The organism is Streptomyces sp. KL116D (assembly GCF_030766975.1).
Lineage (GTDB): Bacteria > Actinomycetota > Actinomycetes > Streptomycetales > Streptomycetaceae > Streptomyces > Streptomyces longispororuber_A.
Genome location: NZ_JASERH010000087.1, coordinates 116,457 through 129,621, shown reverse-complemented (window position 1 = coordinate 129,621; position 13,165 = coordinate 116,457). Strand labels below are relative to the sequence as shown.

Sequence of the window (13,165 nt, the reverse complement as noted above, 5' to 3'; positions counted from 1 at the left end):
GCGTGCAGAAGCACGCGGGTCCGGAAGCGAAGGCCGAGGTCAGCGTGGTGCGCGTGGGACCGAACGTAGAGGTCTCGGTCCTCGACAACGGCCCCGGGACCACCGCCCCGCCCGCCGACACCGACGGCAGCGACTGACCCCGACGCCGCCGACAGCAACGGCGGACACGGCCTGCTCGGCATGCGCGAGCGCGTCACCGCGCTCGGCGGCGCCCTCACCGCGGGACCGCGCTACGGCGGCGGTTTCCGCGTCCATGCGATCCTTCCGGTCAACGCCCGCACCACCACTTCGGGGATGCCACGCCATGACGAGCGGCACGATCAGGGTCCTGTTGATGCCGACGACCAGGCCCTGCTGCGCAGCGCCTTCCGCGTGCTCGTCGACTCCGAACCCGACATGGAAGTGGTGGGGAGGCCTCGGACGGCGCGGAGGCCGTCCGGCTCGCCCGCACCGAGCGGCCCGACGTCGTCCTCATGGACATCCGGATGCCCGGCACCGACGGTCTCGCCGCCACCCGGGAGATCAGCGCCGACCCCGAACTCGCCCATGTGCGCGTGGTGATGCTGACGACGTTCGGGTCGACGAGTACGTGGTGCAGTCGCTGCGCGCGGGCGCCTCCGGCTTCCTCGGCAGGGCGCCGAGCCCGACGAACTGCTCGGCGCGGTGCGCATCGCGGCCGCCGGTGAGGCGCTGCTGTCGCCCGCCGCGACCAAGGGGCTGATCGCCAAGTTCCTTGCGCAGGGCGAGGGTTACGAGGAGGGGGCCGCGGCGGCCGGCAGCCACGCCGAGCGGCTCGGCGCGCTCACCGGCCGGGAGCGCGAGGTGCTCGTCCAGGTCGCGGGCGGTCTGTCGAACGACGAGATCGCCGAGCGCCTGGAGGTCAGCCCGCTCACCGTGAAGACGCACGTGAACCGCGCCATGGCCAAGCTCGGCGCCCGCGACCGTGCCCAACTCGTCGTCATCGCGTACGAATCGGGTCTGGTCCGCCCAAGGGTGGAGTGAGGCCGCCCGGCGCGTACTCCGCCCGCAGTACGCGCCGCCCGAGAACGGGACCTGGGGCGACGAATCCGGCCATCCTCATGGCTGAGGGTGTACGCGGGCCCTTGTGCATGTCCGTGACAGGGGCCGTCGTCCCCCCGCTCACGTCCACGGAGACCCACTTCATGTCCTGGCTGTCGAGATTCAGCCTCGCCCAGCGCGCCCTGATCGGGCTGATGTCGATCATCGCGATCGCCTTCGGCGCCATCGCGATCCCCCAGCTCAAGCAGCAGCTGCTGCCCACCATCGAACTGCCCATGGTCTCCGTCCTCGCCCCGTACCAGGGGCGTCCCCGGACTGTGGTCGAGAAGCAGGTCGTGGAGCCGCTGGAGAACTCCATCGACGCGGTCGACGGGATCACCGGCATCACGTCCACGGCGAGCAGAGGGCAACGCCGTGCTCCTCGCCCAGTTCGACCACGGCAACGGCAGCGACTCAAGCAGCTCGTCGCCGACGTCCAGCAGGCCGTCAACCGGGCCAGGGCCCAGCTCCCCGACGACGTCGACCCGCAGGTCATCGCCGGGTCGACCGACGACTATCCCCACCGTCGTGCTCGCTGTCACCTCCGACAAGGACCAGCAGGCCCTCGCCGACCAGCTCGACAAGACCGTCGTGCCGTCCCTCAAGGACATCGACGGCGTCGGCCAGGTCACCGTCGACGGCGTCCGCGACCTCAGGTCGACGTCACGCCCGACGACCGGAAGATGGCCGCGGCGGCGTCGGCGTGCCGGCGCTGAGCCAGTCCTGCAGGCGGGCGGCGCCACGCTGCCCGCGGGCTCCTTCGACGAGGACGGCAAGAACCGCACGGTCCAGGTCGGCGGCGGCTTCACCTCGCTGCGGCAGATCGAGAACCTGATGATCACCGGGGAGGGCGTCAAGAAGCCCGTACGCCTCGACGACATCGCCACGGTGAAGCAGCAGCCGTCAAGGCCGACTCGCTCACCCGCACCGACGGCCGCCCCAGCCTCGCGGTCATGGTCACCATGGACCACGACGGCTCCGCGGTCTCCATCTCGGACGCGGTCGAGGACAAGCTGCCCGACCTCCGCCAGGACCTCGGCTCCGCGCGCGAAGCTGACCGTCGTCAGCGACCAGGGCCCGGCCGTCGCGAAGTCCATCTCGGGCCTCACCACGGAGGGCGCGCTCGGCCTGCTCTTCGCGGTCCTGGTGATCCTGGTCTTCCTCGCGTCGATCCGATCGACGCTCGTCACGGCGGTCTCCATCCCGCTGTCCGTGGTCCTCGCGCTGATCGTGCTGTGGACCCGCGACCTCTCCTGAACATGCTGACGCTCGGCGCGCTGACCATCGCGATCGGCCGCGTCGTCGACGACTCGATCGTCGTCCTGGAGAACATCAAGCGTCACCTCGGCTACGGCGAGGAGCGCCAGGAGGCGATCCTCAAGGCGGTCCGCGAGGTGGCCGGCGCCGTCACGTCCTCGACCCTGACGACGGTGGCGGTCTTCCTCCCCATCGGCCTGGTCGGCGGCATGGTCGGCGAGCTGTTCGGCTCGTTCTCGATCACCGTGACGGCGGCGCTCCTCGCGTCCCTGCTCGTCTCGCTGACCGTCGTGCCGGTCCTCTCGTACTGGTTCCTGCGCCCGCCCAAGGCGATCCAGGGCGTCGACCCGGAGGAGGCCCGCCGCAAGGCCGAGGAGAAGGAGGCCCGCTCCTGGCTGCAGCGGATCTACGTCCCGGTGCTGCGCTTCGCGACGCGCCGCCGCTTCACCAGCCTCATGATCGCGGTCGTGGTCCTCGTCGGCACGTTCGGCATGGCGCCGCTCCTGAAGACCAACTTCTTCGACCAGGGCGAGCAGGAAGTCCTGTCCATCAAGCAGGAGTTGAAGCCCGGCACCAGCCTCGCCGCGTCGGACGAGGCCGCCCGGAAGGTCGAGAAGGTGCTCCAGGGCATCGACGAGATCAAGGACTACCAGGTCACCGTCGGCTCGTCCGGCTTCATGGCGGCCTTCGGCGGCGGCACCGACTCGAACCAGGCCTCGTACCAGGTGACGCTGAAGGACAAGGCGTCGTACGAGGACGCAGGACCGCATCGAGCGCGAGCTCGGCAAGCTGTCCGGGATCGGTACGACGACGATCGCGGCCGGTGACGGCTTCGGCAGCCAGGACCTCAGCGCGTGGTCGTGAAGGCCGCCGACGGCGACGTCCTGGACAAGGCGTCGGAGCAGGTGCGCGACGCGGTCGCGAAGCTCGACGACGTCACGGACGTCAGCCAGCGACCTGTCGCAGTCGGTCCCGCAGGATCTCGGTCAGGGCCAACTCCAAGGCCGCGGCCGCCGGTTTCGACGACTACGAAGCTCGGCGCCGCCGTCGCCCAGGCGCGTGCGCGGCACCACCAGCGGCAAGGCGATCCTCGACGACACCGAGCGCGACATCGTGGTGAAGTCGGCGAAGCCGGCCACGACGACGGATGAGCTGAAGAAGCTGCCGATGGGCCCGCGCGGCCTCACCCTCGGCGACATCGCCACGGTGCAGCTGGTCGACGGCCCGGTCTCGATGACCCGGATCGACGGCGCCCGCGCCGCCACCATCACGGCCAAGCCGACCGGCGACAACACGGGCGCGGTCAGCGCCGACCTCCAGTCGAAGATCGACGACCTGAAGCTGCCGAAGGGCGCCACGGCAACCATCGGCGGTGTCACTTCCGACCAGGACGACGCGTTCAAGAACCTGGGCCTGGCGATGCTCGCGGCGATCGCGATCGTCTTCATGCTGCTCGTCGCGACGTTCCGCTCGCTGGCCCAGCCGCTGATCCTGCTGGTCTCCATCCCGTTCGCGGCGACCGGCGCGATCGGCCTGCTGGTCGCGACGGACACCCCGATGGGCGTCCCGGCGATGATCGGCATGCTGATGCTCATCGGCATCGTCGTGACGAACGCGATCGTCCTGATCGACCTGATCAACCAGTACCGCAAGCAGGGTCTCGGCGTCGTCGAGGCCGTGGTCGAGGCGGCCGGCACCGGCTGCGCCCGATCCTGATGACGGCCCTGGCGACGATCTTCGCCCTGCTCCCGATGGCGCTCGGCGTCACCGGCGAGGGCGGCTTCATCGCACAGCCGCTCGCGGTGGTCGTGATCGGCGGTCTGATCAGCGTCGACGCTGCTGACGCTCCTCCTGGTCCCGACGCTCTACGCGATGCTGGAGATCCGCAAGGAGAAGCGGGCGAAGAAGCGGGCCGCCAAGCGGGAGCGTGAAGGCCAGGGGTGCCCGCGCCCTCCGACTCCCGGAGTCGGAGCCGGCCGGGTCCGACAGGCCCTTGAACGCCGGGAGCCCGGCACGGACGCCGATCAGCGTTCGTACCGGGCTCCTCGCCGTCCGGGCGCCCCGTGATGCCGGGTGCCGCGCCGTCGTGGCCGGTCGCGCAGTTCCCCGCGCCCCTGGCGGAGCTACGGCAGCGCGAGCATCCGCTCCAGGGCCAGCTTCGCGAACTGCTCGGTCTCCCGGTCGACCTCGATCCGGTTCACCAGCCGTCCGTCGGCGAGGGACTCCAGCGTCCAGACCAGGTGCGGCAGGTCGATCCGGTTCATCGTCGAGCAGAAGCAGACCGTCTTGTCGAGGAAGACGATCTCCTTTCGCCCTCCGGCGCGAACCGGTTCGCGAGCCGCCGCACCAGGTTCAGCTCGGTGCCGATGGCCCACTGGACCCGGCCGGCGCCGCCTCCAGGGCCTTGATGATGTACTCGGTCGACCCGACGTAGTCCGCCGCGGCGACGACCTCGTGCTTGCACTCCGGGTGCACCAGCACGTTCACGCCCGGTATCCGCTCCCGCACGTCGTTGACCGAGTCCAGCGAGAAGCGTCCGTGCACCGAGCAGTGCCCGCGCCACAGGATCATCTTCGCGTCCCGCAGCTGCTCGGCGGTCAGGCCGCCGTTCGGCTGTGCGGGTTGTAGACGACGCAGTCCTCCAGCGACATCCCCAGGTCGCGCACCGCGGTGTTGCGCCCAGGTGCTGGTCGGGCAGGAAGAGCACCTTGTCGCCCTGCTCGAAGGCCCAGTTCAGCGCCCGCTCGGCGTTCGACGACGTACAGATCGTCCCGCCGTGCTTGCCGGTGAACGCCTGATGTCGGCCGAGGAGTTCATGTACGAGACGGGCACGACCTGCTCGGCGATCCCGGCCTCGGTCAGCACGTCCCAGCACTCGGCGACCTGCTCGGCGGTGGCCATGTCGGCCATCGAGCAGCCGGCCGCGAGGTCCGGCAGGACGACCTTCTGCTCGTCGCCGGTGAGGATGTCGGCGGACTCGGCCATGAAGTGGACGCCGCAGAACACGATGTACTCGGCCTCGGGCCGGGCCGCGGCGTCGCGAGGCCAGCTTGAAGGAGTCGCCGGTGACGTCGGCGAACTGGATGACCTCGTCGCGCTGGTAGTGGTGCCCGAGCACGAACACCTTGTCGCCGAGCTTCTCCTTGGCCGCGCGGGCCCGCTGCTCCACCAGGTCCGGGTCGGACGGCGAGGAGCAGGTCTTGCCGGGCAGTCCACGCGCCACGCTCGCTCGTCGGGTCGGCCTCGCTTTGGCCGACGCAGCAGCAGCGCCAGCGGCGTGGGCAGAGACATCCAGGTCAACGGGGGTCTGGGCCGTGGTCACGTCACGCACCCGCTTTCTTGTGATGCAGAACGACTTTTCGTCGAAATGACGCTATCTATCGTACGTGGTTCACGTCAGTTTGACGATGCCGATGTCGTCGATGTGACGCAATCCGCCCCGGCTCACTCTCGCCCTCTCTCGCCTCCTTCTCCAAGGCCCCGTGCCCGTTCGCCAGGGAGTGTGCGAGCATGAAAGGAGAGTGCGAAACCCACGGCGGATCCGGAATGGATCCGGGCCTCTGCACCGGTTGAAAGGTCGGCAAGCAGTCTCCGTACAACCCGGGAGAGATGTAGATGTCCGTATCGGACGAGACCACCACCGTCAGCGACGGCATCATCCTGAGCGACGCCGCCGCGGCCAAGGTCAAGGCTCTGCTCGAGCAGGAAGGCCGCGAGGACCTGGCCCTGCGGGTGGCCGTTCAGCCCGGCGGCTGCTCCGGCCTGCGCTACCAGCTCTTCTTCGACGAGCGCTCGCTCGACGGTGACGTCGTGAAGGACTTCGGCGGCGTCAAGGTCGTCACCGACCGCATGTCCGCCCCGTACCTGGGCGGCGCCTCCATCGACTTCGTCGACACCATCGAGAAGCAGGGCTTCACGATCGACAACGAACGCGACGGGTTCCTGCGCCTGCGGCGACTCGTTCAGCTAAACGGCACGGCGAAGGGCCGGTCCACCTCCCGAGGAGACGGACCGGCCCTTCGCGTCGCCCGTTCTTCAGGGGCGCGGGAGCGGCGCGAGCAGCCCCGCGCACCCGCGAGAGAACCAGACCGCTCACCCTCGCGGCGCGGCGCTCCACCCCACTTCAGGGGCGCGGGGAACGGCGCGACCAGCACGCACCCGCAGAGAGCCAGACCGCTCACCCCCGCGGCGCGACTTCTCCACCCACCGGGCCGGTTCTTCTCGGCGACGGCACCGCGGCCCCGTCCGGCGTCACGACCTTCCGCTCACCCAGCGGAGCGTCCAGCGTCACCGGCAGCGTGTAGAACTTCGCCAGCTCGATGCAGACGGTCCCCTTCTTCGAGGTCTCCGTGACCTTCACGGACACCTCCTTCGCTCTCCTCGGCCGACGCCGAGTACGTCGCGCACACCCCGCCCGTGAAGTGCAGCGTCAGCGTCTTCCGTCGGCGCCGTACCCCTCGACCCGCACGTCCCGGTGCGGACGGGTCGCCCGACGCCGACGCGCTCGGCCGCGGGCTCGGAGCCGTGGGCGGCTCGCCGCTCGGCGACGAACTCGTGGGCGCCACCAGGAACTAGGGTCGACCGCCGGATGCGTCACCGTGGCACGGACTGCTGCGCCGGTGGGCTTCACCTCGAGCAGCCACGCCGGTACGAGCGCCTGCTCGCCCTCGACGTAATGCGCGGCGGCGAGCCCGAAGGTCGCCTTCTCGACCGCGACCGTGGACGACGCGGGCGGCCGCGGCGGCGACGGCGATGCACCCGGCTGCTGCTCGTCCAGCGGCACCGCGCTCTGCACACCCGCCGACCGGCGCGGACGTGCCGGCCGCCGCGCCGTTCATCGGTCGAGCGTGCTCCTTCGCCCCGATCGTCGGGTGCGTGTCGCCGCTTCACCGGCGCCTTCGGCAGCTGCCCGCGCTGCCGCCGGTGACCTGACCGTCGGAACCGACCTGGATCCCGGTCGAGCCAGCCGGCGTACGTCGGCAGGCCGCCCACGCTCGGGTCGAGCGTTCACCGCCGGGTGGCGCCCATGCCAGACCTACGGCCCGCGACCGAGCTGCGGCGTCGTCCTGCCCGAGCGCCTTCAGGAGCGGTGCGGCCGCCTTCTTCGCGGCGGCCTCGCTCACCGCGTCGCCCTCGCTGCACTGCCCACCGAGGCGCACTTGGTGGGGCTCGCGCACTGTGGTCGGCCGACGGCGCGAACCGCGCGTACGTCCAGGTGCCCGCCTTCCGCGTCACCTGCAGCGACGGCCCCGACCCGTCGACTTGGCCGGCAGCTTCCAGGTGCCGCCCTGCAGCCGGGAGCGCGCCGCCGACGTCGAGCGCCTTCCCGAGAGCGGTCACCTCCGCCGCGGTCACCACGCCCTCGGCCCGGTAGACGGGCGCCTCGCCCGGGTCGTCCGGCAGCTCACCGGTCGCGGTAGCGGGTGCCGTTCGGAGTCCGAGCTCGCCCGGCGCGGTCCCGTTCGTCGTGCCCGGGCTGCCGCCCTCGGCGTAACCGTCCAGGGCGAGCGGCGAGTGCCGTCGCCGCCGGGGCCCGAGGAACGGTCCTGGTCGCGCCGGCGGCGTTCGTCGCGAGGTACGCTCCGCCGCCACCGGCGAGGAGGACAGCCGCCAGGGCCGAGGCGACCGCCGGCGTGCGCCGTCGGCCGTGCCGATCCGCGTCTGCTCTTCCGTGCTCACCGCATCGCTCCTTCGCCTGCCGCGTCGTATCCCGGATCCTTTATGAGGGACGGTCACCGGGGACAGCGATGGGACGCGGCAGGGGAGCGCGCGGTTCCCTTCCGCGCTCCGTCAGTCGCCGAATCCGGCCATGGAGTCGATCAGCCGGGCCGACGACGCGGGGACGACGACCCCGTGGATCCCGGACGCGTCGGCCACGGTCACCGGCCGTTCCGTCTCCCAGGGGGCGCGCGGCGGCACCCAGTGCGGAACCATCCGCGCGCAGTCGACGCGCAGCGCGGCGAGCCGTCCTTGGTCATGAAAGACACGTCGTAGGTCATGACGGCACCGTACGCACGGCACACTCCACGAAAAAGCCCTACTATCGGGTAGTTTCCGCACTTCAGAGCAGGGGCCTCGACCGGGTAGCGTGAACTGTCAATCCCCTCCTCTTCAGGAAGCGTGCTCACGCCGTGCGAATCGCAGTCACCGGCTCCATCGCCGCCGACCACCTGATGACTTTCCCGGCCGCTTCGCCGACCAACTCGTCGCGGACCAGCTGCACACGGTCTCCCTCTCCTTCCTCGTGGACAACCTCGACGTACGCCGGGGCGGTGTCGGGGCCAACATCGCCTTCGGCATGGGACAGCTCGGCACGAACCCGGTCCTGGTGGGCGCCGCCGGCTCCGACTTCGACGAGTACCGGGCGTGGCTGGACCGCCACGGTGTGGACACGGAGTCCGTCGGATCTCGAGACCCTGCACACGGCCCGCTTCGTCTGCACCACGGACGCCGACCACAACCAGATCGGCTCCTTCTACACCGGTGCCATGAGCGAGGCCCGCCTCATCGAGCTGAAGACCGTCGCGGACCGCGTGGGCGGACTCGACCTGGTGCTGATCGGCGCGGACGACCCCGAGGGGATGATGCGTCACACGGAGGAGTGCCGTTCGCGCGCGATCCCGTTCGCCGCCGACTTCTCGCAGCAGATCGCGCGCATGAACGGCGAGGAGATCCGCCTCCTGCTCGACGGCGCCACGTTCCTCTTCTCGAACGAGTACGAGAAGGGCCTCATCAGAGTCCAAGACCGGCTGGACCGACGCCGAGATCCTCGGCAAGGTCGGCCACCGCGTCACCACCACTCGGCGCGCGCGGCGTGCGCATCGAGAAGGCCGGCGAGGAGACCATCGAGGTCGGCTGCCCGAGGAGGAGCGCCAAGGTCGACCCGACGGGCGTCGGCGACGCGTTCCGCGCCGGCTTCCTGTCCGGCCTGGCCTGGGGCGTCTCCATGGAGCGCGCGGCCCAGGTCGGCTGCATGCTCGCCACGCTGGTCATCGAGACGCTCGGCACGCAGGAGTACGAGCTGCGCCGCGCCCCGTTCATGGACCGCTTCGCAAGGCCTACGGCGACGACGCCGCCACCGAGGTGGAGTCCTACCTGGGCCTGTAAGGGCGCGAGGCACGAGGCCGCGGTCGCGTCCGCTCCTGTGCCGAGCGGACGCGACCGCGGCCGTCTGCTGCTGAACGCGCCCCTAGCGGGCCCGCCGCACCGTATAGACCGCGCTCCCGTCGGAGCGCTCCTCGGCCCCCACGTACTCGTGCCCTGCGTGAAGCACCAGGCGGGGATGTCCACGGCTGACCTGCGACCTCGTCGTCGGCGAGCACGGTGACCGTCCCGCCCGCCCGTACCCGCCCGATCGCCCGCCCCAGCTCGATCACCGGCTGCGGGCAGCTCGGCCCAGCGCGTCCGCGGTCGCGGTGGCCGCCGCGTCCCCGGCGCCGCCCGCCACGGGCGCGCCCAGCTTCTCCCGCACGTCCCGCACGACCCCGGGCAGCACCTCCAGGAACCGGTCGACCTCCCCGGCCCCGGTGCCCTTCACTCCGGCGGCGACACCCGTACGTTCCCCTCGCTCACCACGCCCATCGCGCGCAGCACATGGCTGGGCGTCAGCGTGCCGCCCGTGCACGACGATCCGGCTGAAACGGAAAAACCGGCCTGGTCGAGTCCGCGCAGGACGCTCTCCCGAAATCGACATAGAGACACGGAACGCCACCATGGTGCGGCAGCCGCCGCGCGGATCGCCGACCACCTCCACGTCCGGCACGAGCTCCGGCACGGGCGCCCGGATCCGGTCCGTCAGCTCCCGCAGTCGCGCCGCGCCTCCCCGGCCGCCTCGGCCCGCACCGCCCGCAGCGACGCGGCCGCGGCCTACGATGCCCGGATGTTCTCGAACCCGGCGGCCCGCCCCGACTCCCGCTTCGTCGGCGGGCCCTTGCGCGAACCGCACCCTTCCGCACGGCGAGGATCCCGACGCCCGCCGCCCGCACTTGTGGGCGCTCCCGCCCAGCAGCGACCACGCACCGGCCACGGGCCCCCACGCCAGCGACTGCGCCGCGTCCACGAACAACGGCACCCCGGCGCGTCCCGGCGGACCTCGGCGACCTCCTCGCCGACCGGCTGCACGGTCCCCACCTCGTGGTTGGCGGACTGCACGACACGCGGGGCGGTGTCGTCCCGCAGCGCCGCGCGGAAGGCGTCCACGGACACGGCGCCCGCCCGGTCCACGGCCACCTCCGTCACCGAGCCGCCGCCGCCTTCGTGGCCGCCGCCGAACGGAGCACCGCGGAGTGCCCGACCGCCGATACCACCAAGCGCCGTCCGACACGCCGACGCCCGGCGAGTGCCCCGGCGATCGTGTGTGTGCCGCGGCGTGCCGGACGACGTGAACACCAGCTCGTCCACCCGGCACCCGCGGCGTCGGCGGCAGCCTCCCGGCGGCGAATCCAGCAGCAGCCGGCGCCCGCCGCCCCTCCCGGTAGAGCCGTGAGGGATCGGCCCACCCTTCGTCGAGGGAGGCCTGCAGAGCCTGCTCGGGCCACGTGGATGGAGGAGCGGACGACGCCGAGTCGAAGTAAGCCACCCCGCAACGCTAAAGCTCTCGACCGTCGGGAGCCGCCCTCAGGGCGCGGGAACCGCGCGAGCAACCACCCGCGAACCCGCACTCGCGAACGGACAAACCCACCCCGGTGGCGCCTCCGACCCCCGTCAGAAACCCCGGAGCAGGCCAATCCCACCCTTCGGAGTGACCCGCGGCGCGTTAGGCACCCTCCCGCGCGACCAAATAGCGTCCAGTAGGGTTTGGTCCGCATAAACATCCAAACCCCTGCCCGTGTGCCAGGGCGGCGAGCGACCAGCGAGATGGCGGCCGTAGCCAACCAAAGAGCGCGGGCGAGACTCTCGGGAAGGCGCTACGTGAGTCCCAACGGCTCCGACCGCTCGTCGCGGCGCCCGATGCGGCGGAAGCCGCCGCAGGTGCTGACTGCGGCCTGATCCTGGTAACCGCTACCGGTTGCACATACAGGACTTCCTCGTCTTGGTATGCCCACCCCGGTGACGGAGGAGGCCCCTAGATCCTCTCCCTCTGGCAGGGCTCGTGGGCGGCAGCGCTCGCCACGGGCGTGCTGGTGTGGGGACTGATCCTGTGGAGCATCATCTTCCACCGGCGCAGCCGCACCAAGATCGAGGTTCCCACTCAGACGCGGTACAACATGCCGCTCGAGGCGCTGTACACGGTGGTTCCGCTCATCATCGTGTCGGTCCTCTTCTACTTGCCACCGCGCGCGACGAGTCGAAGCTTCTGAAGCTCGACGACAAGCCCGCACACACCATCAACGTGGTCGGCTACCAGTGAGCTGGGGCTTCAACTACGTCGAGAACGTGCCGGGTGTCGAGGGTGACGCGAAGAACTCCAGGAGCTCTCCGCGATCCCCGAGCGCTTCAAGGCTGACTTCCGGCGAACGCCGGCGGCGTCTACGAGGTCGGCACTCCGCGAGCGGAACCCGCAGACCAACAACCCGGGCCCGACCCTCTGGCTCAAGGGCGAGAAGGTCCGCTTCGTTCTCACTTCGCGTGACGTCATCCACTCCTTCTGGGTGGTGCCGTTCCTGATGAAGCAGGACGTCATCCCGGGCCACACCAACGCCTTCGAGGTGACCCCCAACAAGGAGGGGACCTTCCTGGGTAAGTGCGCCGAGCTGTGCGGCGTCGACCACTCCCGGATGCTCTTCAACGTGAAGGTCGTCCCTCCTGAGCGCTACGAGCAGCACCTCAAGGACCTCGCCAAGAAGGGGCAGACCGGTTTGACGTCCCGTCGGGCATCGCCCAGACGGAACACGAGAAGAACCGGGAGACGAACAACCTGTGAGCATCCTCAACGAACCTCAGGGTGCCGCCGCGGCTGACGACTCGTACGAGAACGAGCTGCCGGTAGGCCAAGCGCCCCGGTGCGACCGTGATCAAGTGGCTCACCACCACTGACCACAAGACCATCGGCACGCTGTATCTGGTCACGTCGTTCGCGTTCTTCACGCATCGGCGGTCTGATGGCGCTCTTCATGCGCGCCGAACTGGCCCGTCCCGGCACGCAGATCATGTCGAGCGAGCAGTTCAGCCAGGCGTTCACGATGCACGGCACGATCATGCTGCTGATGTTCGCGACGCCGCCGTTCGCGAAGGCTTCACGAACTGGATCATGCCGCTCCAGATCGGTGCCCCCGACGTCGCCTTCCCGCGTCTGAACATGTTCGCCTACTGGCTGCGCCTGTTCGGCTCGCTGATCGCGGTCGGCGGCTTCCTGCACGCGCAGGGTGCGGCCGACTTCGGCTGGTTCGCCTACAGCCCGCTCTCCGACGCCGTCCGCTCGCCGGGCATCGGCGCCGACATGTGGATCATGGGTCTGGCCTTCTCCGGCTTCGGCACGATCCTCGGTGCGGTCAACTTCACTCACCACCATCATCTGCATGCGCGCGCTCCCGGCATGACGATGTTCCGCATGCCGATCTTCGTGTGGAACGCGCCGCGGCACGGCGGTGCTGGTCCTGCTGGCCTTCCCGGTCCTCGCGGCCGCGCTGCTCTGCCCTGGAGGCGGACCGCAGGTTCGTGCCCGTGTCTTCGACGCCGCAGAACGGCGGCGCATGCGCTATGCAGCAGCTTACCTCTTCTGGTTCTTCGGACAGCCACGAGGTGTCGCATCGTCGCCTGCCCTTCTTCGGCATCATCAGCGAGGTGATCGGTCTTCTCGCGCAAGCCGATGCTCGGGCTACTCCGGCGCTCGTCGGCGCGACGATCGCGATCGCGACTGTCTCGTGGCCGTGTGGGCGCACCACATGTACGCGACCGCGTGGCGTGCTCC

The 13,165-nt window shown here is 70.4% G+C and carries 6 protein-coding genes and 8 pseudogenes; 10 read left to right on the top strand and 4 right to left on the bottom strand.

The genetic code is table 11. The features are described 5' to 3' along the window. Nucleotides 1-2: 2 nt before the first annotated feature. From RBJ77_RS35635 to RBJ77_RS35620, 4 genes and pseudogenes are all read left to right on the top strand, one after another. Nucleotides 3-137: a hypothetical protein gene (locus tag RBJ77_RS35635; protein ID WP_372348770.1), complete on the top strand. Its 135-nt coding sequence runs from the start codon at nt 3-5 to the stop codon at nt 135-137. A 167-nt stretch (nt 138-304) separates the two neighbouring features. After that, nucleotides 305-1,002 (top strand): annotated as a pseudogene (locus RBJ77_RS35630) (response regulator). A gap of 77 nt (nt 1,003-1,079) precedes the next feature. Further along, nucleotides 1,080-3,143, top strand: a pseudogene (locus RBJ77_RS35625) (efflux RND transporter permease subunit). Nucleotides 3,144-3,375: 232 nt separating this feature from the next. After that, a pseudogene (locus RBJ77_RS35620) lies at nt 3,376-4,247 on the top strand (efflux RND transporter permease subunit). Between the two features lie 192 nt (nt 4,248-4,439). Here the strand turns inward: RBJ77_RS35620 and nadA are convergent. Next, nucleotides 4,440-5,647: pseudogene (gene nadA, locus RBJ77_RS35615) on the bottom strand (quinolinate synthase NadA). A gap of 284 nt (nt 5,648-5,931) precedes the next feature. On the opposite strand from nadA, the pseudogene RBJ77_RS35610 reads away from it, so the two are divergent. Beyond that, nucleotides 5,932-6,286 (top strand): annotated as a pseudogene (locus tag RBJ77_RS35610) (iron-sulfur cluster assembly accessory protein). Nucleotides 6,287-6,493: 207 nt separating this feature from the next. On the opposite strand, the gene RBJ77_RS35605 reads toward RBJ77_RS35610, so the two are convergent. Then, nucleotides 6,494-6,676: a hypothetical protein gene (locus RBJ77_RS35605; RefSeq protein ID WP_372348769.1), complete on the bottom strand. Its 183-nt coding sequence runs from the start codon at nt 6,674-6,676 to the stop codon at nt 6,494-6,496. A gap of 56 nt (nt 6,677-6,732) precedes the next feature. On the opposite strand from RBJ77_RS35605, the gene RBJ77_RS35600 reads away from it, so the two are divergent. Further along, nucleotides 6,733-6,891: a hypothetical protein gene (locus RBJ77_RS35600; protein ID WP_372348768.1), complete on the top strand. Its 159-nt coding sequence runs from the start codon at nt 6,733-6,735 to the stop codon at nt 6,889-6,891. A 1,215-nt stretch (nt 6,892-8,106) separates the two neighbouring features. Here the strand turns inward: RBJ77_RS35600 and RBJ77_RS35595 are convergent. Then, a complete protein-coding gene (locus tag RBJ77_RS35595; protein WP_372345984.1) occupies nt 8,107-8,250 on the bottom strand; it encodes a hypothetical protein in 144 nt (47 codons plus the stop codon). 197 nt (nt 8,251-8,447) lie between these two features. On the opposite strand from RBJ77_RS35595, the pseudogene RBJ77_RS35590 reads away from it, so the two are divergent. Then, nucleotides 8,448-9,423 (top strand): annotated as a pseudogene (locus RBJ77_RS35590) (carbohydrate kinase family protein). An 82-nt stretch (nt 9,424-9,505) separates the two neighbouring features. Here RBJ77_RS35590 and RBJ77_RS35585 read toward each other — a convergent pair. Further along, nucleotides 9,506-10,894: pseudogene (locus RBJ77_RS35585) on the bottom strand (cysteine desulfurase/sulfurtransferase TusA family protein). 332 nt (nt 10,895-11,226) lie between these two features. On the opposite strand from RBJ77_RS35585, the pseudogene RBJ77_RS35580 reads away from it, so the two are divergent. From RBJ77_RS35580 to RBJ77_RS35570, 3 genes and pseudogenes are all read left to right on the top strand, one after another. Beyond that, a pseudogene (locus tag RBJ77_RS35580) lies at nt 11,227-12,178 on the top strand (cytochrome c oxidase subunit II). Nucleotides 12,179-12,356: 178 nt separating this feature from the next. Next, nucleotides 12,357-12,551, top strand: coding sequence for a hypothetical protein (locus RBJ77_RS35575; RefSeq protein ID WP_372348767.1), 195 nt, complete (start codon nt 12,357-12,359; stop codon nt 12,549-12,551). After that, on the top strand, nt 12,506-13,042 hold the full coding sequence (locus RBJ77_RS35570) for a cbb3-type cytochrome c oxidase subunit I (protein ID WP_372348766.1): 537 nt from the start codon (nt 12,506-12,508) through the stop codon (nt 13,040-13,042). The genes RBJ77_RS35575 and RBJ77_RS35570 overlap by 46 nt, the downstream gene beginning before the upstream one ends. Nucleotides 13,043-13,165: the final 123 nt, after the last annotated feature.